The organism is Acaryochloris marina S15, assembly GCF_018336915.1.
In the GTDB taxonomy this organism is placed as follows: domain Bacteria; phylum Cyanobacteriota; class Cyanobacteriia; order Thermosynechococcales; family Thermosynechococcaceae; genus Acaryochloris; species Acaryochloris marina_A.
Window position 1 is genome coordinate 3,836,661 of sequence record NZ_CP064923.1, and the last position, 20,037, is coordinate 3,856,697.

Consider the following 20,037-nt stretch of genomic DNA (forward strand, 5'->3'; position numbering starts at 1 on the left):
ATCGAGATCCATGCCCATCGCCCGCATTGCCAGAAAGAATCAAGTCAGTCGGAAGTTTGTGTATGAGCAGGAAGGTATCGCTGCACAAGCATTAGAGGACACCTTTCTCGACTCTAAAGGGGATAATGAGGTTCTGTTCCATCTGCCAATCACCAAAACTTGGCTATTCCAGCTGATTCTGACCTTGGCGCTGATCTGCCACAGCTCCTATCGAGGTGTCGTTGAGCTACTGCGGGATCTGCTTGATTGGCTCATCAGTGTAGGAACAGTTCACAACCGTTTGCAAGTCGCAGCTGCAAAGGCAGAAGAGATCAACCAAGCTCAAGACCTGTCTACGATTAAGCAGGGTCTTCATGATGAGATCTTTCAAGGCTCGATGCCTGTATTGACAGGGGTAGATGCCTTTTCCACTTACTGCTACCTCCTCAAAGCCGCAGAGCATCGAGATGAAGAGACTTGGGGATGGTACTTACTGGAGCTCCAAGCCCGAGGGTTCGACCCTGACAACACAATTGCTGATGGAGCAAAAGGCTTGAGGGCTGGGCAAAAAGCAGCCATGTCTGATACCCCATGCCATAGCGATGTCTTTCATATTCTCAAACAGTTTAAGGACTTTGTTCTGAGTTTGACACGCAAAGTTCAAGGGGTAACATCATCACGAGTGGACCAGGAGGAGGACATTATTAGAGCCCAACTTGCACAAGAACCCACTCGGTCGATGATAAGCAAGTGGGTTCACCTTAATCGTCGAGAGAAGAGGCTCTTCACCTTACTAAAAGATGTCAAAACCCTGTTTCAGTGGATGGTTCATGATGTCCTCGAACTAGCAGATCCAACCTTGTCAGTGCGTCAGGAGTTATTTGACTTCATCAAGGTAGAACTCCAACAGCGGGATGATGGTGAGTTCCCTATGATGCGCAAACTGTGGAAGGCATTGCACAACCAACGTGACCAACTTCTGGCATTTTCAGGGGTGTTAGATCAAAAGCTGGCTGAGATTACTATTCGCTTGGATATGCCGCTAGCCAAGGTCAGAGAAGTCTGTCTGCTTCATCGAAAACAGACTACCTCCAATGCCTACTGGGAGAAGTGGAACCAATTACATCAGGGACTTTCAGGAAAATTCTACTACCTGATGGAAGCGGCCACTGAGGCACTTAAACAGACGTCTAGAGCTAGTTCGTTAGTGGAGAATCTCAACTCCCGGCTGCGCAATTACTTCTTTCTACGACGTACCCTTGGGAACTCCTATTTGGGACTGTTGCAGTACTTCTTGAATCACCGCTGTTTTATGCGAAGTGAGATTCCTGAACGCGAAGGTAAAAGTCCTAAAGAATTGCTGACGGGAGAACCTCATTCTCACTGGCTAGAGCTACTAGGATTCAAACGATTCCAACGGGCATAGTCTGAATCTGATTGGGAAGCAGTAGACCTCAAGTCATCGATAATTGATGGCTTATTTTGCCGTGGAAGTGTAACCCAAAATCCACTGTTTTTGAACCAGGCCAACTTAAGGCACTAGTTGTGTAACAGGATCTATAGTCTTTAGGCCTTATTGAATCGGCATTTGAGGCTTCTGCCTCCATTTTATCTGAAGTTTTGGCAGAAAAATGACTTTTGTCTTGTAGTTTTAGAAGACCAGTGCTCTGACAACTTTTACAAATGAATAATTGATAGGGGCTTTTTTTATTAAAAATGGACAAGCATTGTTTTCTGAATGAAGGGCGATGTCATAGCTGATAAAATTCCCCCATAATCCAGATTAAATCTAACTTCGCTACCAATCTTCAAATCGCAGTCCTTACTATCAAGGACAATATGATCGCTGCTAGAACCGAGTATTTCAACATCGTTCTCAGCACTTAAGCTAGAGACCAAAACATCTTGCCTTCCTAATGCAATAATGGCTCGGTGCTGAATCCCTTGATCTATAAATGCAGGGATATTCCCAAAGGCATCCTGACAAATCGTACCAAAAGGCAAAGAGGGCTTTTCTTTTGCCTCAATCACTTCAGCGATTAGTTTAAAGGCATGGCGATATAATCTCGGAATTCTTCTTCCATATACCGTTTCACAGCCTAAAAGGATCGATTCTCCCACACGGAGGTTATTGATTCTTCCAGTTCCCTGATTCGATTGATACCATTCATAGTTTGCCGAGTTTCCGCCTGAAACAATGGTGAAGTTCATCTGAAATTCAGTTTCCATTGCAGTAGCTAATTCAGATAACTCATCCATATTTTGTGCATCTGGCTTAATCCCTCCATAACAAGCCAAATTGCAGCCAATGCCAATAATATCAATATTAGGGAAGCCCAACACTTTGTGGATAAAAGGAGCAAGATCATCAGGAAGAATGCCCTCTCGAAGATCGCCTAATTCCACCATAATGATAATCTGATGAATCTTATTTTGCACTTTGGCATAGCGAGAAAGCGCTTTTATCGTCTCAAGCTCTGTATTCAGACTAATATCTACAGTTCTAATCACCAATTCTGCCTGACTCAAGGCTGTGCGAAGCAACACAAACTGAGCTGATATCCCCGCATCCTTCATCCTTTGAATATTTTCAAGGCGTGAGTCGGCAATAAAGTTAATACCACCTTGAAGCATAGCTGCAGCGATCGCAGGTTCTCCGAGGGTCGCTTTAGTAACACCCATCAAAGAAATACCTTTCTGCCTGTACAACTCCGATAGGATCTGTGCATTATGCTGTATCTGCGAGAGGGAAATCTCTATCCTTGGCAAAAAAGCTTGCATCTATCTCAATCCAGATATTTTGCATCTACCCCATTGCCAATAGCAGTACTTTCTCTAACCCCTCCTGCTTAATTTTTTGATTCAGTTGCGGAAAATGCTGACCCAATGCCTGAATCAGTTTTTGACACCCATCACTAAGGACATCGGTTGTTGGTACTTGAAAATAGTCTTCATACTCTGCGATCACCCTTTGGGTTTCTGTAGTAGACATGTTTTCATGGCTAACTGTGATGGCAAGCACCTGAGATTGGGAAATCGATTCAATCAGTTGAATTTCACTCTCCAGAGTAGGCATAGATAGATGAGGAAAATCACATCGAAATTTTCTGGCAGGTGGATGCTGGAGAATGACTCCATCGGGCATACTGCCTTTTAAAATACCGAGAGAACTCATAAAAGCGGGATGACCGACTGCACTTTGACCTTCCACCAAAATGATATCGGGGGCTTCATTGTCAAACGTCTGCACCACAGCATTTTCTATTTCACCAATTACGAATTGGGACACCAGAGCATCCATGGATACTCCATATTTTGCTCCTTGCATTAAACCCGTCTGCCCTGTCGCGACCATGACAGATTTTATCCCCAGCCTCTTTAAGGCTTGATTCAACTCCACTGCGGTAGTCATTTTGCCGCAAGCACAATCTGTACCGAGGACAGCAATGACAGGTACATTCACTCTAGCTATTTGACCGCTAAAGATATGCAAATCCTTGAGCTGAGGTGGTTTTCTAATATCTTTAATCTGAATACCATGGTGATCAGCCATACGGGCAAACTCTGGATCTTCAGAGAAAAATTGGTGCAAACCGTTAATGATATCCATGCCCTTGGACATCGCTTCAAGAATTAAGAACCTTTCCACCCTTGAGACACAGGCATCTAAAGGAGCTTTTCCATAGATGTAGCAATTTGGAACTTCTTGTAGCTGGTCTAAAGCCTCATCTAAGTTGGCAAAAATAGGGATGCCGTTTTTATGATCTCCTAACTCTTCCCCAGCATCTCTTCCCGCTAAAGTACTATCAATAACGCCAACGATGGTATACGCCTCAGAGTGCCGAACTAACCCTGAAGCAGTTTTCCCGTCTACTAAACCAAACTGATTCTCGCAGTAAACTAAAGCCGTCTTTTTCGCAAATGGCATGCAATTAAACCTTTACAATTTTCTCTTAAATACTCAAGAGGCTTTTATAAGATTGCTAAGCCTCTTGAGTATTTAGAGTTTATTTATTTTTTCTCACAGGAAGAAACTATTCAGAAAGTACAGTTCCTGAAATCTAGTGTGATCGTGTTTTTTAAAGATCTACGCAGTTAAAACTGCAGAGCTTAGTAAATTCTTTGGTGAATATAAGTAATGTATATATCGAAGCGAGAAGCTCAGGACCTAGCTGAGTTTTCTTTTAAACCTATACCTATAGAAACTGTAACATATATTACTTTTTAGAATTATTGAATCAAAGATCTTGGTATGCTTTATTGCCTGAATACAGACTCGCTGATTCCTTACTGCCTACCTTCACCAGCTCAAGGGTGACCGGCTTGATCCTCCGTTTAACGGATTCTGGGGGATCTCTATTAAGAGCATCTCCAATAGGATGGAGTTCTTATTTCGTAAGCTTTTAAGCCATATTCTTGAAATGATGTTGATCAACTTCTTAAACCCTGATGTCAATAATATTAGGTTCAAATTGACCCACTCAGTTTTCAGATGGGAGAATTTATTAAATTCCTGCAAGTCATGTGAAATATGGGATTAAAAGCTTTCTCAGGAACACTTTCTAGGTTTGGATTTTTAAAGACCCCAGAATCCGTTAAAACAAGCAATAACCAGTGTTTAGATATAATTTTCTATAAAAGCACTTTTACCACAAGAGATTTTAGCCTTAGAAGAAAATTAAAAAGAGGCTGAAACACCCCATATATGCTGATGCATAATATACTCCCTTTGTATAGTGTGTAAGTCCCATGTCTAGGGATATTCAGCGATACGCTAGCATGATCAGTATGATGAAAGTATCGGTTTCACATTTGTTTTCAAGATTGCCAGGTTTATTCCAACTCAATTTTTAAGCCAATATACCGATATCCAAATCTCTACACTTTACTAATTTTGGATATAAATTTATGTCGATTTACGTTGGTAACCTCTCATATGACGTTACAGAGCAAGACCTCAATACCGCTTTTGCAGAATATGGAACTGTAAAAAGTGCAAAGCTCCCCACTGACCGTGAAACAGGTAAGATTCGGGGATTTGGTTTTGTTGAGATGAGTGATGAAGCTGAGGAAGCCAAAGCTATTGAAGAACTAGACGGTGCTGAATGGATGGGGCGTACCCTGAAAGTAAATCAAGCAAAACCTCGTGAAGATAGAGGTGGTGGTGGAAATCGCTGGTAGAGGTAATTCTCACTAATGGAACCAGTTAGGAGGTGAGGTGTGATCATCTCAGCCTCCTTGATAGAATACTGCAGAATAAAGGCTACAAGATTTATGTATTTAGTAAATACATTTTGTCGGAAGTACTTATCTTTAGATGACTCCAAAGGTAGGTTGAAATCATCTCAGTCTACTACCCATTTTTCTAGGTGCTCCCAAATCTTGAATTCTAAAATGGCTCACTTGTGAAAGTTATCAGCCTGAGAAAGACGATCAGTTCTGTGCTCACTACCTAATGATGAGACTCTATATTTTTTCTGAGGTCTCGCTTGATCAACCTTCAGATCTCGACCCATCCATTCCGCACCATCAAGGGCTTCAATAGCAGCTTTTTCTTCAGTATCAGACTCCATATCAATAAAAGCAAAGCCGCGTATATGGCCTTTTTCATCAGTTGGAAGCTTAACTTTTTTTATTGTCCCATATGATGAAAATACTGTTTTTAGAGCAATCTCTGTAACGTCATCGGCAAGATTACTAATACGAATTGACATACATTTCCTTTAATCTTCATTGAGTATTGAAAGTGGAATTTTGAATTTAAATCTGTTTACTAAAAGCGGATTAGTATTTTTGGCATATAGCTTAATCAATACAACGCACCTAAATTAAACACCCTGTAACTTCTAATATTGAGATATTAACTAATTGATAGGTAGTGATACTCTAACGCCTCCACTTACCCATATCAGGTTTTGGTAGAAGCTTCCTTCTATTCCTCAATCACTCTTCTCTGTTTGTTTAATGAGAACTTTCGTTTGCCCCACCTCGTCGATATTTATAACGATCTCATCTCCTGCCTTAACACGACTGGTCAGAATTTCCTCAGCAAGACAATCTTCCAAAAGATGTGTGATCGCTCGACGTAGCGGACGCGCTCCCATCTCAGAATCATAGCCTACATCTACTAGCCGCTCCTTAAACAAATCGGTAGTGCGCTAGCGAAGTGTGGGATACACAGCTAAATCGTTCCAAGTCCAAGGATTCAAGGATAGCTCCGCTTTTTGAGCTGTGGGTACGGCTATGGGTCCAAATCCAGTTGAAATAGCTTATACCAATTAGCACCTAAGAGTGTAATTCTAATTATTTGCTAAGCCAACTCAGTATTGGGTTTCACGAGTTTGAGAGTTACACCTTCAGGCACAGCTTGGTATTAGGTAGCAATGCTTGCCCGCACGATTGACAACCCTTCCAACCTCAGGGACGAAACTCACTCAGGAGCCTCAACCCTAGGTCTCTGTAGGTATCAAAGGCTAGAAACCTAACCTACCGTCAGATTTCTAACACATGATTGAAAGCACCTGGAACTATTGTCCACTCTTCGTTAGTCCAAACTCAAGTATTAGAGGCTGATACTTAAATCAGGGGGCTGAATACAGATAGATAAGGGGCGATGAAAAGCAATGTAGTTTCAGTAAATCTTTTACCTATAGCCGCACGCGTTGCCAATTTTTTACTCCACCAAATCGATAGCGAGCAGGCCACTCCACATATTTCAGTAAATCCATCAGACTTGAGACATCTTCTGGCACAGCTATTCCTGATGTAATTCTTTGATAGGGACACTCTGGATTTTCATCATAGTTGGTGCCATTAAAGCCGTTCAAAAAATTCACATCCCGGTGATATAAATTGTTCTGGTCATTAGGAGGGGGACACTTTTTGCTCTTGAGCGCAAGAATAGCTTCCATCCATAACACTCCCTCAACATTCGTATTTCTCCCTCCTGGACAACCTGGGCCAGTAGTTAGCAATCTTAAGTCGTCAATCGGGAACCAGAGAAAGGCATTTTGAATACAGCTGCGGTCAAAGAGGTTAACTTGACTATTCCCTCTGGCCAAAATGCGTAAATCCCCTACTTGAGGGAGTTGATCATCCGTCCGAATATTGAGGATTTTGGCATTATCTCGCAGAGTAATCGCTAATTCTGGATCAGTACCCCCATAAATGACATCAATTTGGACAGGGCCTCCAGTGGTGTCAATGGTTAATACTTCATCGTTGTCTAAATCAATACTTTCGACATGATAGAGGGTTGGGGTCATACTACCGACCCCTTTTAAGGTCGTACTTGTTGTAATGCGGCCGAAGTTTGTTCCTTGAATGGTCGTCGGTAGCTTAGGAGGTAAGTTGCAAGCAAAAATTTTTCCTTCTACTGTATCGATCGGACTACCATCTGCATCAAAATCCTCCCCATCGGTAGACCAAATAGCATCCAAATAATCAGCACGACTGGCATCCTCTGGGGCAGCACTATTCGTGAGGGAAGAATTGGCTGAACCATCAGGATTGTAGTAGATATTCCCCTTACTCCCCAGAACCTCGCGCCCTCTTAGGGCCAGAGTCCCAGTCTTGACGGCACCATTCGTATTGCGGGAAGCGATAATACCTGGAAAATTGTCTAAATCCGGGGTCACATTAATCGTGATTATGATGCCTGTGGCCTGACCATTGGTGGTGGCTTCTACAAATAATGTGCCCTGTTGTTGTTTCGGATCATAGCGATAGGCCTTCAAGGAATAGGTGCCATTATCACCAATTGAACCGGAAAATTGGAAATTAGGTACCCCCCAGTTCATTTGCTGGTGGCAGGGTTCATTACTGGGGTTATAGCTGGTCCATTCATCAATGAGGGCAGTCTCTTCATCTCCACTATTAAAGCTTCCATCTGCACCTAAATAGGTTTTGCCCGTTTTGATATTGATCGTGTCGTAATTGCGGTTGAGCAAAATGGCGTTGTTGGGGTTCGTCAGTTGCGCCAAGGTTCTGGCCATTCCCCCTTCAGCTGTGGATAGACTTGCACCGGATTCTTTACGTTGCCAAGACGTGATGCGATCGCTTTGGGCAGTCATGAGCATTGTGAGTCCCAATACCACCATCACAAAGCCTAAACCCAAGGCCAGGGGTAATGCAAAGCCAGCCTGAACACCCCGACGATTTGCAGATTGTGTCTGCTGTAACCACCCACGAATAACAGCAGCGGCAAAGGGATTTATCGGCATCGAATCATTCCTCTTTGGAAAGGCAGAGAAAAGGCCTGGAACGCCCTAATATAAGGCAGTTTGATCATGTCAAAAACATGATGCCGATCACTGCAATATGCATCAAACCCAGCCATAGTAAACCTAGAGGAGGTTAGCAGTTCAACTAAACATTACCTAAAAGCCAGAGCAACCAAATGCTCGTATCCGTCACTTTAACTTATGGGGGGATGAAAATAGAGTGATTCTTAATTTCGTCTCAACATCAAGAAATTAAACCTATTTTGTAGGTAGTAAGTGGTTAGAGTTGAGTAATTTTAGGTGCATTCTGAATTTTTAGGTGTATTGAACTCATCTGTGCCAGACCGTAAATAGGCATCAGCCTCACCGCTAGATGGCCGTGCCAAATTGGCACAATCCCAATTGACGAAAATTTTTGGAGTGGAATATGTCGAGAAGCAAATCAATCTTATCTTTAGGAAGTTGCGCTTTCGTTGCCCTGAGCGCAATGTTACCCCTGGGTGCCCAGGCCCAAGCGGATCCCTCTCAGTTAGGAATTCCTGAAGAGACAACATTTGCTATCATTACGCGAATGAGTGATACTGTGGCCGCCCGTATCTCAGCCTCCTCCTGCAAAGATACTCGCAATCTGTTGAAAGAGATGCGTAAGAGCAAAGGCAGCAAAACCTCAGAGCTATCTTTAGAAGGTCAATTGCTAGCCTCGGCCCAAACCCAACCTAAGTTGCAGCAAGTTGTGGCCAATCGAGTGGGTACAGCCTTGGCCCTTAAACTCATGCAGTGCAACATGATGAATCCTGATACTTTGGGTGCTTTGTTTAACCAGAAATAGTTAGACCACCACTTTGTTCTCTAGGACATTTTGCTGAGCCTGATGAACTCGATTTCGACCTGAAGTCTTAGCTCCATAGAGTGCCTGATCTGCTTGTTTGATCAGGTGCTCTTTCGTTTGGGCATCAGCCGGGAAGGTTGCAACGCCTAAACTAGCCGTCATTTCTACCTGCTGCAAGGAGGGCAGAATTACGGTCTCCTCAGCAATGGCTAGACGGATGCGATCTGCGATCGCAACACTATCATCACTATTGGTCTTAGGAAGAATGACCGCAAACTCCTCGCCCCCGTATCGACAAACAATATCCCCTGGTCGCACTTCCCGCTGCAGGAGTTGAGCTACTTCACAAAGGGCCAAATCCCCGGCCTGATGGCCAAAGGTATCATTGAGCTGCTTGAAATGATCAATATCCACCATGATCAGCGAAACTTGATCGGTATTGCGCTGGGATTTCTCCACTTCCACCCTCAACCAGCGATTGAATTCCCGCCGATTGTAAACCTCCGTTAGACCATCCAACGTGGCTAAACGGTACAAGTCTTTTTGGCTTTGCTCCAGCTTGGTCGCCATCAGGTTAAAGGTTTCTGCCAAATGACTCAATTCATCGCCTGAGGCCAAAGCAATCCGATGGCTCAATTCTCCCTTACCTAATTTTTCAACCCCTTCCTCCAAAGTTTGCAGTGGAACTGTAATAGAGCGAGACAGTCCATAGGCAAACACGATTGCTAGCGCCAACGCCAAACCACAAATCATAGCGATGAGCTGTCTAACTTCTTTGCGAACGGCTTTTGCTTGGTTGGTATTGGCATCATTTTGAAACACAATTAACCGATAATTCAGTTGTTGGACATCTTGCAAAATCATTCTGAGCTGGTCTTGCAGCTCAACTCTGGTAGATTGTGTATTTCCTGATTCAGAAATAGAGGGATCTAGGAGTTGTTTACACAGCTGGGAAATTCGTTGCCATTTTCGCTGTATTTCTAGAACAGAATTAAATTGGTGTGGATCATGGTGGGAGAATTCTAAGAGCCTTTCCAAACTATTTGTGATGGCCTGACTTTTTTCCTGATACTTATCCCAAGTCATGGGGCGAGATGGCCCTACCGGAGATGCCACCACATTTAAATCTAGAAATAATCCCTCAACCTCGGCCAGGGGGAACAAGGCTTCCCGACCCAAATTATCGTGCTTATCAAAACTACCTAATGCCCCTTCAAAGGAAATGATTGCCCCTGTAGCCAGCATGAGTAAGGGCACAAGCATGGCCCCTAAGCCCAATCGTAGGCGTTGGTTTAGGGAGGTTTTAGGTGTGGACCAAAAGGGCATAGAAGTACTGGTTATTCCGCAATCGGTAAAGACAAGCTCGCTGGATTAGACCGCGCAGCAATAACCTGCTTAGCAGCTTCCGGCTTCAGGGGACGAGCAAACCAATAGCCTTGCCCAAGTTCACATCCTAAGGTGTGTAGATATTGCATTTGTTCTATCGTTTCAATCCCTTCTGCCACAACATTCATCTCTAATCCATGGGCAAGGGCAATAATCGTTTTGACAATTTGATCTTGTCCTTGGCCAATCCCCCAGACAAAAGATCGATCGATTTTGAGGGTATTAATGGGCAAGTTATACAGATAATTCAAGGATGAATAGCCCGTGCCAAAATCATCCAAACTGAGGGAAATGCCTAAGTTTTGCAATTGCTCTAATCGATCGGTGACGTAGTAAGTAGACTCCATCAACACCGTTTCGGTAATTTCCAGTTTGAGATGCTGACCGGCGAGTCGGTGCAACTGTAGTAAAGATTCAACGGACTTAACAAAGTTAGGTTGCAGAAACTGTTGGCTGGACACGTTAATACTCATGGTCAACGGTACAGAAAATTGCTGCTCCCATGTCGATAGTTGTTGACAAGCCGCTTCTAAAACCCACTGTCCCAAAGGAATAATCAGCCCCGTTTCTTCGGCAACAGGAATGAACTTTTCGGGAGAAATCAGTCCTTGTTGAGGATGGTGCCATCGCAACAGGGCTTCAAAACCAACCAGCTGCTGTTGCCGCAAGCAGAAAATAGGTTGGTAATACAGTTGAAACGGGTTCTGCCCTTGATCAATCGCCTTGATGGCATATCTCAAGCTATTGCCTAACCATAAGCGAGAGCGAACTTGCCGATGCATTTTTTCATCAAAGACCACATAGCTCCCTCGACCATGGGCTTTGGCACGATACATGGCCGTATCTGCGTCTCGCAATAGTTCTTCTGGATGTTGAGACAAACTGGTGGAATGGGTAATACCCATACTGACTGAGGTAAATACTTCTTGCTGCTTGAGCTTCAGGGGCTTAGCCAAGGACCGCTGGATACGCTGGACAATTTTATGGGCTTGCTGATGATTCACCACTCCATCTAAGAGAATGGCAAACTCATCTCCTCCTAATCGAGCCAGCAAATCTTGAGGTCGCAAACTCTCTTTAAGCTGCTGAGTAATGGCAACGAGGAGCTGATCTCCCACACTATGTCCCAGGCTGTCATTGACGAGCTTAAAGTGATCGACATCCAAAAACAGAATGGCGAAATGACTCAGGGTAGGTTGGCGAGAATATCCTTCCAGTTGTTGCCGCTGGACCTGTTGCAGTTTGTGTTGCAGCTGTTCGTAGAAGTAGTCGCGACTCGGTAATCCGGTCAAGGTATCAAAGAGCGCTTTTTGTTTGAGTTCCTCGGCTGTCCGATGTCCCTCCATCGCAATACTCGCCAAATGGGTAGCGGTTTTAATGATGTTGAGATGATGAGCAGTCGGGAAACAGGGGACTTGGTGAGACAGGGCAAAGGTGCCTAAGAGGTCTCCAGACTGGGAGAAAAAAGGCGTGGACCAACAGGCACGAATATTATGTTGTTGGGCAAACTCCCGGAAGTCCGCCCAGACGGGATCGCGTTGAGTATCTTCAACATAGACAGCCTTGCCACGAAAGGCAGCCGTCCCACAAGAGCCTGCATTTTCAGCAATCAGTAAATGATCAAAAGCGGCAGCCACTTCCGATGACAAGCTTGGCCCTGCTCCCATGCGCAGTTCCTGTTTGTGGGCATCCCGTAAGAGAATAGAGCACACCGTCCCTGGGGACTGACTTTCAATCAATAAACATAAACTGCTGAGGATTGCATCTAGCCCTTGCCCCGTCGCCACATGTTCCAAGATTTGGGTCTGGGTTTGCAGTAGCGTTTCCGAACGTTTGCGCTGAATGGCCGTTGCTAACACCTGGGCCACACAGGCACCAAAACGGAGATCCTCTTGACTCCAATTCTGGGGCTCGGGAGTCAAAATTTCCAGTAACCCTAGGGGGCGATCGGTTCCAGGGATGGGGATGCAAAGTCCGCTAATGAGTTGGGGTTGTGTCAGAGGAAGTTGTTCTGATTGCCCGGAAATAACGGCTGTTTGCCCAGTTTGCATCAATGCCTGTAACCACCGATAGCCCCGACTATCGATATCGGTGGCTTCCCCTAGGAGTGTCGCTTTTTGTTTTGCCACCAACCTCAGGGTATTGCTATCGGAGAGGACTTGCCACAAACTACAGTCTTCGACTGGCAAGTGGTGACTCATCAGTGCGATCGCATCTAAATACAAGTCAGTTAAGCTAGACCCGGACAATGCTTTCTGCCCTAATTCAGTTAGTTCCGACTGTCTATCTAGAGGATTTGTCGCAAAGTCATTCATAGAGCCAACGATACAAATTTGGGGACCTGTTAAATATGCAATTGAATCACAAGGGTTAATACAACGAATGTTTGACTCCAATCACCCAATCTTAGGCAAACGGATTATTTCACTGTCCTAAATCCTAGCCAATTCTGTGGAGGGAGAAATATGTAAATCTACTGAAATTTTCTTTACAAAGATATTTATGTATCCAAACGAACGCTCAATAAAACCTTCTATTCATTGATATAGCCCAATATTTTTTAGCAATCAAAAAACTTAAATCATACATAGAAATCTGTACTAATCCTTGCTCTCTCAACCTGTATAAAAAGCTAAGCCTCAAAATATAGGCATCACTATAGATAGTTTTGATGTCATAGTTCTCTACATGCCTACAGTTCTCATCTCCTTTAATCAGTAAGCTTTGTAGGGCTATGTTGTCCTTTGCTCCATAATTTCTACTATAAAAACAGAAATAGTCTTCTACCACAAGGGACTATATTTCAATGGCACTGAAAATGTCTACAGAACGGAATCTTTATGAATATAAATAATAAAAAAGAGAGGCACATCGGCCTCTCTTGAATGATTATTTGCAAAGATGATCTTTAGCTGATGAAATCAACCTCTAAATTAGATCTTAGATGTTAGACAATACAACCTTGGCGGCTTCAAGGGTTTGGTCGATGTCTGCATCCGTATGGGCCAAAGAGGTAAAACCTGCCTCAAATTGGGAAGGGGCTAGGTATATCCCTTTCTCCAACATTCCCCGATGAAATTTAGCAAACTTAGCTGCATCAGCAGCCTTCGCATCGTCATAGCTATGGACAGGGCCAGGGGCAAAGAACATCCCAAACATGCCGTTGATATGTCCCCCACAGACTTCATGGCCTGCTTCACGGGCAATCTGCAACAATCCAGAGATTAACTTACCGGTCACCCGATCTAACTGGTCGTAAGTCCCTGATCGTCTGAGCAATTCTAGGGTTTTGATACCTGCCGTCATCGCCAAGGGATTACCAGACAATGTACCCGCTTGGTACATGGGTCCAGCCGGAGCAACCATACTCATAATGTCTCGGCGTCCACCATAAGCGCCCACTGGCAAGCCGCCCCCAATGACCTTACCCAAGGTGGTCAAATCGGGCGTAATGCCAAACTTCTCTTGGGCACCTCCGTAAGAGATCCGAAAGCCGGTCATGACTTCGTCAAAAACGAGTAAGGCTCCATTCTCTTTGGTAATTTCCCGGAGGCCCTCTAAGAACCCGGCATCTGGCGGAATAAACCCAGCATTACCGACCACTGGTTCTAAGATCACCCCAGCAATCTGATCGGGATGTTGGGAGAATAGAGCTTGTACAGACTGCAAATCGTTGTAGGGAGCGGTCAGGGTATTTCCCGTCACGGCCTTGGGCACACCGGGAGAATCCGGTAGCCCCAAAGTCGCCACGCCGGAGCCAGCCTTGACCAAAAACATATCGGCATGACCGTGATAGCAGCCTTCGAATTTAATCACTTTTTCCCGGCCGGTAAAAGCTCGCATCAGTCTCAGGACGGACATACAAGCCTCAGTCCCTGAGTTCACAAAGCGGACCACTTCCACGCTAGGAACGGCATCAATGACCATTTCAGCCAGAACGTTTTCTAACAAGCAGGGAGCGCCAAAGCTGGTGCCTTTGTCTAATGCCTCTTTGAGAGCCGTGAGGACTTCAGGATGAGCATGGCCGCAGATTGCGGGTCCCCAGGTGCCGACGTAATCAATATACTGATTGCCATCAACATCCCATACATGAGCCCCTTTAACCCGATCAAAGACAATGGGTTGGCCGCCAACGGATTTAAATGCGCGGACCGGTGAACTTACGCCACCAGGCATCAATTTCTGCGCTGCCGCAAAAATCTCCTCTGACTTGGTTGTATTTAAGGTGTCAGTAAGCAACGTTTTCTCCTTAAGGTCAGCTGACTCGCTGAATGGTTGAATTATCAAGGCTTTTGAAAGGTGCATTGAGCAAGTTCATGCTTAAGCCCTATCAACATAGTCTTACATTCTACTGTTTCACTCTATAAGGATCAAAACTATTGAAGGTTGGTCTACATTCTTCAAGTTTGATCAGGGAGAAGCGTAAACAATTGAAAAATTTTATACGCAGACAGCAAAAATTATAATCCAGCCTCTGAAAGGTTTCAAGGCCAAAAAGACTCTCACCAAGTCACTCTGTTTCGGAGTTGTTCCAGCAGTTTCGGCCCTATGCCAGGAACTTGATCTAAGTCTGCTAGGGAGGTAAATAGGCGTTCTTGTCTAGCTTCGATTATTCGTTCAGCCAACTTGGGCCCCACACCAGGCAATGCCTCCAGTTCCGATTGATTCGCGGTATTCAGATTGACGAGGGTGGCTTGCTTCCCTTCTGGTAAGACGGGTTGGGTCGTTCCCCTGCCCCTCACCAGCAAATCACCACATTGACGTTGGTGGTCTTGGGCTTTTTTTTGGAGAAAGGCAGGAATGCCTAGACGGCTACTGGCATACAACCGCTCAAATTCCCGGTGATAATGCTCTGCAATTTGAGGATGTTCCATCACCAGTAGGGTTTCATCATTGCGACGATTGGCCGCATCTGACCAGTTGTGAGATCCCACAATCACGATCTGACTATCAACAATGCCAAATTTATGGTGCAGCACATCTCCTTTAGGGAGTTGAGGTGTCCCTACGGTTTGCAAGGGTGGGGACCAGGGCCGATTTTGGGGTTCAGCCTTGCAGGTCAAAGTTCCACTGCGAGAGGGACTGAGGGTCACTCCTAGCATATCGAGCACTTCGCTATAGCTTTGATAGGCAAACTGAGGATCACCCAAGACCCGAATTTTCACCCCTTGCTGGTGCTCCCCTGCTAGCTGATCCACCAAGGATTGCTCTGAAAAGACAAATAACGCCAAAGCAATGTTCTGTTTGGCTTTAGCTAGGGTTTGGCGGATCAGCCCGTTGGTACTGCGGGACCAAGGCCTAGAGATAGATGTTGGCGAAAATTGCACTTGCACTTTGGCATTACCAAGCTTAAGAGTTTGGGGTGGACGCCAGGGCTTGTTCACTCCAAATTTGCTATCCGTTGTCCGACCGGGACCATCTCCCCAAAGGGCCTTAAATTCCTCAGTAAAGAGCTGTGCTAAACCTGGGCTCTCCAGAACGACCAGAGAATTGGCATTCCCCCGACTATCTGGCTGATCTAAGTCGCCAAGTAGCCCAGACAAAGTAAAGTTGGCCGTCGTCACAATAGTGGTCTGCCCATCAATGACTACAAACTTATGGTGCATCAAACCACTTCCGGCAGAGCCATCGGCTGTATCATCCAGCCAAGGGATATCAGCTCTACGGAGTACCTGTAGGGCATCATACTCATGGATTTCAGCTGAACTCAGCTCGCCATCTTGATTTTGGTCGATCAGCTGAAAATTGGCTTGGTATCGTTTCTTCTGCCGCGGATCCATCCGAGCCACCTCTTGGGACGTAAAGCTACTCCAAGGGCGGCTGTAGGTATTTTCTAAGATGACTCGGACCTGAACACCGGCTTGTTTGCGGTCTCGCAGGGCCTGGGCGATACGGGGCGATCTCAATTCCTGTATTGCTACATCTACTGTGGATGTAGCAGCCTGGATATTCTCGACAATAATGGACTCTAAATCATCCCCTGGGCGGGAGATTTGCCGATAGGAATCCGTAAAAGAATTAGCCAGATTCTGGTTCATATACACCTGAATCTGGCTATGTTGTGGGAGAGGTTGAATGGACTGGAATTGAGGTTGCGATCGCTGCCAACGATTCACCCCAATCCCTAGAGCACCGAGTAGGACCAGAGAGGTCAATCCCCATTGCAGCCGCTGCATCAACAAAAGATCTAAAAGCGGCTAAAAGTCCCTAACTCAGACTCTTCCAATACCTGCCGGAGAGAATCAACCACCACGGGGGCTTCTACATCTGGGTCTCTAAAAATTCGGCGTGGGGTAATCGATTTGCCATATAAATCGCGGTTCTTACCTCTGTTAAAGCCGAGCTTAGAGCCATCAATGGCAACACCACCAAACAGACCACTGCTGCGGGCATAGGTCAGAATCGGTGACTTGCTGTAATCTTTAGTGGGATCAACCGCCGTTGCTCCCACAGGACCCGCTGTCCCTGAGACACTACCGCCGATATCAAAAGACTTGGACAGTACTTCATTGACCGTGCTGCGGTTGGGAAACACCAAGACAATATCACTCGATTTAGCCCCAATTTGGAGGCCAAAACTGCCGCCAGTGATGTTGATAAAAGCGGGGTTACTCCAAGTGCCATCTTCTTGTCGGAGCATCATCACCCCAGTGCCTCGGCGAGCACCAAATAGGAACCCCGCTTGGATGACACCTGGAAAGATAGCAATGCCTTCGCTTTGCTCTAGCAGTTCTGACGGAATTTGAGTTTTGGGATCACTCAGAATTTCTTCTAAGACATTCTGAGAAGAGTAAATAATCTTTTCGGCATGGGCCTGTTTCTCTACATCTGTCGCTGCCATCGTCGGCATAGTGGTGGTGACTACGAGCACTGCTGTTACGGGCACAGCCACCATAGACTTAAATTTCATCGCTATCTCTCCCTAGACAAGACGAGCATATGGGTAATGACCCTAAATTTGCTGGAAAGTTTCAGCCTAGCCATCAATACTAAATGGTGCAGAAACTTTGATACCGTGCATATTTACAACTACGGTAGGGGGCAAACTAGCTTCAATCTCTTATTTTCTAGCCCTTACTTAGCATCGAAATCATGAAATAGCAAGGCTTTCGAGATGAAACTTGTTGTTTTAGGGTTCTAATTGCCCCCATTCCCCATTTAAAGATGGTCCCAAAATTCCTTCAATTTATTCGTAACCACTACCGATGGATCTTCCTCAGTCTGATCACTGTCACTCTATGTCTTTGCTGGGGCTTACTCGATTCGGTAAGGGGCCAACTCAAGCCTCTTCGAACAGAGGCAGCTCCTTCCTCAACTCTTCAAATCTCGACTACAGACTTAGATCCCTATCGCCCAGTCGGCGAGTGGGTGGGACGGCTGATTCTACCGCCACAATCGGCGGATGACACAGATTGGGTCTGGTTTGAGGTTCACCATAGTCCCAATTCCGAGTTTGCCGGTCAAACAGTGCGATTGCAATGGCAGGATAATCCAGATGTCCAAGCCCGGATCAAACGGGTACAGCAGGATATCACACTCTCGGCAGAGGCTCACCAAAGCCTAAAGCAAGGCAATATTCACCCAAAGCGATTAGATGGACGACGACAGGTTGGACCGCTACAGTCCCTAGCAGGAGCAAGACCCACAGATGACCTACTCGTCAGATTGAAAGAGGTCCAAGTCGTCCCTGGCCCTCTTCCTCACCTCGACATTGCCGAAGATCCCGTACAGGTCGCTGGATTTAACTATGGACTCGTCAAAATCCTCGGTCCAGTCCCAACCTCTCAATCGGTTCCCAATCAATGCCCTGGCCCATCTCCTTGCCCCAGTGAATTGACTCAGGTTCGTCACTACAACCCCACCACTCAACGGTTTAATGGCCCAGAAGAAATCGTTCACATTCGTCAGGATCAGCCCAATTCAGCCGGTGTCTTTCAGTCCACTCCCAGGAAGTTAGCAGCATCCCCAGCCGGAAAAGCAGGCTGGTATATCTATGGCTCGCAGAATATGGAGGGGATATTTGAGGTCAATGGGATCGCACCTCGTTCTCTGTTCCAACTCCAGCCCGATCACCACTTCTCTAGCACTGGCGCCGGACTACACTACTTCAAACGCAAAGTTTGGCAACAAACGGCTCAACATAAGGGCAAACTCCAACGAGCCATGGTTGATAACCAGCAACGTCAACAACAAGCAGTCTTAGATCAGTGGCAGGAAGGAGATCAATCCCTAGTCGTACATCTCTTTGGCGGGATTGGTGGTAACAAAGCTGAACCCCAGGCGGTTATCGGTACTATCACGGGTCATTTTGGATATGGTATCGCGACTGTGATCAACGATCCCTTTACCGGGGAACGACAGTTTGATATTGAGTACCAACAGGTGTACGCCCACAACCCTGAGGGAATTGTAGCCGGACCCACCCATTGGTCAGAATATATGGGCCATCTCAACCGAGGATGGTTGGGGAGTCGGCCAGTATTGGACGTACTGGTCAAGTCTGAGGCCCTGACGCAGCCCTATGACTTTGGCGAGATTGTTCTAGATCCCTTAACTGAGCTAAAAACTCAGCTCCAACTTATGGCGGCACGCTATCGAATGGGTGATGGCACAGGGTCTGCTTTGGTCACCCCGGCTAAGTCCTGTGTCCAAGATTCCAGCCAAGCAGTTTACCAAACCATTCGGCGAATCCAATATCAGGTGCAGATGTCTCCAGCCATTCAAACTTGGTTGGCAGATCACCCACAAGCTCCTCAAACGCTTCGGTTCCAAGAATTAAAGACTTTAGGGAATGCCCTGGAGAAAGAGCTGGTTCCGCTAGGGATTGTCCGCAGGGATTGGCAACAAAATGCCCAGGTTGCAGCAGGTATCGCTTTACCAGGAACATTTCGCCACTCAGACGATTTCTTAACTCAAATTCTCAGCTGGCGAACGCTGATTCCTCGGGTGGCCCAAGATCAAATTATTCGTATTTTCCTCAAGCAAGGCACCCCGCTGTGGTTTCTCAACACCAATCAAGTGGGAGGTTGGGATGCAGATATCAGCCCCCTAGCCCCCACAGAATTATTTGGGAAGTGGCCGATCGTTTCCTTTTCCTTCTCTCGACTAGTGGAAGGGACCACAACGTTCCCGACTCCAATGGGATGGCTCGTCTCAGGGTTGGTTTTAGGAGGATATGGTCTCTTTGCTGTAGCTTGGGGCAGAAAGGTCGGGTTTCTGGCCCCACCCAAATTTGCGGTTCATGCCCTATCCGTTCAAGTGAAAATTTGGGTCGGCAGTTTGATCATGCCAGCCCTAGTCGAAGAATTACTCTTTCGCTGCCTGTTGATTCCCCACCCCCAAGAAGGGGTGTGGTGGGTTACCCTGCTGCTTTGGTCAGGGTTCAGCTTAATCCTCTTTGTGCTATATCATCCCCTCAATGCCCGCACCCTCTACAAAGTAGGTAATCCAACCTTCTTTAATCCCAGATTTTTAACCTTAGCCACTGTGCTGGGTATGGCCTGTACTTGCACCTATTTATTCACAGGCTCAATTTGGCCAGGTACTATCATCCACTGGCTAGTTGTTGCGATTTGGTTGCTGTATTTAGGTGGACAGGAACGCCTGAGCAAAGCCTAGGAC

At 45.9% G+C, this 20,037-nt stretch carries 14 protein-coding genes; 4 read left to right on the forward strand and 10 right to left on the reverse strand.

Annotated elements, in window-relative coordinates:
- Window positions 1-10 precede the first annotated feature (10 nt).
- Window positions 11-1,405 (forward strand): hypothetical protein, encoded by a 1,395-nt coding sequence (locus tag I1H34_RS17680; protein ID WP_249369355.1) that lies wholly within the window; start codon window positions 11-13, stop codon window positions 1,403-1,405.
- A gap of 284 nt (window positions 1,406-1,689) precedes the next feature.
- On the opposite strand, the gene I1H34_RS17685 is transcribed toward I1H34_RS17680, so the two are convergent.
- A complete protein-coding gene (locus tag I1H34_RS17685; RefSeq protein ID WP_212662318.1) occupies window positions 1,690-2,760 on the reverse strand; it encodes an alanine/ornithine racemase family PLP-dependent enzyme in 1,071 nt (356 codons plus the stop codon).
- 25 nt (window positions 2,761-2,785) lie between these two features.
- A complete protein-coding gene (locus I1H34_RS17690) occupies window positions 2,786-3,907 on the reverse strand; it encodes a DUF1611 domain-containing protein (protein WP_212662319.1) in 1,122 nt (373 codons plus the stop codon).
- Window positions 3,908-4,887: 980 nt separating this feature from the next.
- On the opposite strand from I1H34_RS17690, the gene I1H34_RS17695 reads away from it, so the two are divergent.
- The gene (locus tag I1H34_RS17695) at window positions 4,888-5,160 is read left to right on the forward strand and encodes an RNA recognition motif domain-containing protein (protein WP_212662320.1); all 273 of its coding nucleotides are present in this window, start codon (window positions 4,888-4,890) and stop codon (window positions 5,158-5,160) included.
- 218 nt (window positions 5,161-5,378) lie between these two features.
- Here I1H34_RS17695 and I1H34_RS17700 read toward each other — a convergent pair whose 3' ends face one another.
- The 3 genes from I1H34_RS17700 to I1H34_RS17710 all read right to left on the reverse strand — a co-directional run bounded on the left by I1H34_RS17700 (window position 5,379) and on the right by I1H34_RS17710 (window position 8,201).
- The gene (locus I1H34_RS17700) at window positions 5,379-5,693 is read right to left on the reverse strand and encodes an RNA recognition motif domain-containing protein (RefSeq protein WP_212662321.1); all 315 of its coding nucleotides are present in this window, start codon (window positions 5,691-5,693) and stop codon (window positions 5,379-5,381) included.
- 225 nt (window positions 5,694-5,918) lie between these two features.
- Window positions 5,919-6,083 (reverse strand): hypothetical protein, encoded by a 165-nt coding sequence (locus tag I1H34_RS17705; RefSeq protein ID WP_249369357.1) that lies wholly within the window; start codon window positions 6,081-6,083, stop codon window positions 5,919-5,921.
- 543 nt (window positions 6,084-6,626) lie between these two features.
- Window positions 6,627-8,201: a hypothetical protein gene (locus I1H34_RS17710; RefSeq protein ID WP_212662322.1), complete on the reverse strand. Its 1,575-nt coding sequence runs from the start codon at window positions 8,199-8,201 to the stop codon at window positions 6,627-6,629.
- Window positions 8,202-8,688: 487 nt separating this feature from the next.
- Here I1H34_RS17710 and I1H34_RS17715 point away from each other — a divergent pair, with 487 nt between their 5' ends.
- Window positions 8,689-9,030, forward strand: a complete 342-nt coding sequence (locus I1H34_RS17715; RefSeq protein ID WP_235109158.1) for a hypothetical protein — start codon at window positions 8,689-8,691, stop codon at window positions 9,028-9,030.
- Here I1H34_RS17715 and I1H34_RS17720 read toward each other — a convergent pair whose 3' ends face one another.
- The 5 genes from I1H34_RS17720 to I1H34_RS17740 form a co-directional block, all read right to left on the reverse strand.
- Window positions 9,031-10,356, reverse strand: a complete 1,326-nt coding sequence (locus I1H34_RS17720; RefSeq protein ID WP_212662324.1) for a GGDEF domain-containing protein — start codon at window positions 10,354-10,356, stop codon at window positions 9,031-9,033.
- 11 nt (window positions 10,357-10,367) lie between these two features.
- The gene (locus I1H34_RS17725) at window positions 10,368-12,731 is read right to left on the reverse strand and encodes an EAL domain-containing protein (RefSeq protein WP_212662325.1); all 2,364 of its coding nucleotides are present in this window, start codon (window positions 12,729-12,731) and stop codon (window positions 10,368-10,370) included.
- Window positions 12,732-13,356: 625 nt separating this feature from the next.
- Window positions 13,357-14,655, reverse strand: a complete 1,299-nt coding sequence (hemL, locus tag I1H34_RS17730) for a glutamate-1-semialdehyde 2,1-aminomutase (protein WP_212662326.1) — start codon at window positions 14,653-14,655, stop codon at window positions 13,357-13,359.
- A gap of 263 nt (window positions 14,656-14,918) precedes the next feature.
- The gene (locus tag I1H34_RS17735) at window positions 14,919-16,592 is read right to left on the reverse strand and encodes a phospholipase D-like domain-containing protein (protein WP_212662327.1); all 1,674 of its coding nucleotides are present in this window, start codon (window positions 16,590-16,592) and stop codon (window positions 14,919-14,921) included.
- Between the two features lie 11 nt (window positions 16,593-16,603).
- A complete protein-coding gene (locus tag I1H34_RS17740) occupies window positions 16,604-17,326 on the reverse strand; it encodes a lipid-binding SYLF domain-containing protein (protein ID WP_212662328.1) in 723 nt (240 codons plus the stop codon).
- A 254-nt stretch (window positions 17,327-17,580) separates the two neighbouring features.
- Between I1H34_RS17740 and I1H34_RS17745 the strand changes: the two genes are divergently transcribed.
- Window positions 17,581-20,034 carry a CPBP family glutamic-type intramembrane protease gene (locus I1H34_RS17745; RefSeq protein ID WP_212662329.1) on the forward strand — a complete coding sequence of 818 codons (2,454 nt, stop codon included), beginning with the start codon at window positions 17,581-17,583 and terminating at the stop codon, window positions 20,032-20,034.
- Window positions 20,035-20,037: the final 3 nt, after the last annotated feature.

What these genes read in the sequence shown, in the direction of transcription:
- I1H34_RS17720 (WP_212662324.1), bottom strand. Translation starts at nt 10,356, where the DNA reads ATGCCCTTTTGGTCCACACCTAAAACCTCCCTAAACCAACGCCTACGA.
- I1H34_RS17710 (WP_212662322.1), bottom strand. Translation starts at nt 8,201, where the DNA reads ATGCCGATAAATCCCTTTGCCGCTGCTGTTATTCGTGGGTGGTTACAG.
- I1H34_RS17745 (WP_212662329.1), top strand. Translation starts at nt 17,581, where the DNA reads ATGGTCCCAAAATTCCTTCAATTTATTCGTAACCACTACCGATGGATC.
- I1H34_RS17685 (WP_212662318.1), bottom strand. Translation starts at nt 2,760, where the DNA reads ATGCAAGCTTTTTTGCCAAGGATAGAGATTTCCCTCTCGCAGATACAG.
- I1H34_RS17735 (WP_212662327.1), bottom strand. Translation starts at nt 16,592, where the DNA reads ATGCAGCGGCTGCAATGGGGATTGACCTCTCTGGTCCTACTCGGTGCT.
- I1H34_RS17695 (WP_212662320.1), top strand. Translation starts at nt 4,888, where the DNA reads ATGTCGATTTACGTTGGTAACCTCTCATATGACGTTACAGAGCAAGAC.
- I1H34_RS17680 (WP_249369355.1), top strand. Translation starts at nt 11, where the DNA reads ATGCCCATCGCCCGCATTGCCAGAAAGAATCAAGTCAGTCGGAAGTTT.
- I1H34_RS17740 (WP_212662328.1), bottom strand. Translation starts at nt 17,326, where the DNA reads ATGAAATTTAAGTCTATGGTGGCTGTGCCCGTAACAGCAGTGCTCGTA.
- I1H34_RS17700 (WP_212662321.1), bottom strand. Translation starts at nt 5,693, where the DNA reads ATGTCAATTCGTATTAGTAATCTTGCCGATGACGTTACAGAGATTGCT.
- I1H34_RS17715 (WP_235109158.1), top strand. Translation starts at nt 8,689, where the DNA reads ATGTTACCCCTGGGTGCCCAGGCCCAAGCGGATCCCTCTCAGTTAGGA.
- I1H34_RS17690 (WP_212662319.1), bottom strand. Translation starts at nt 3,907, where the DNA reads ATGCCATTTGCGAAAAAGACGGCTTTAGTTTACTGCGAGAATCAGTTT.
- I1H34_RS17725 (WP_212662325.1), bottom strand. Translation starts at nt 12,731, where the DNA reads ATGAATGACTTTGCGACAAATCCTCTAGATAGACAGTCGGAACTAACT.
- I1H34_RS17705 (WP_249369357.1), bottom strand. Translation starts at nt 6,083, where the DNA reads ATGGGAGCGCGTCCGCTACGTCGAGCGATCACACATCTTTTGGAAGAT.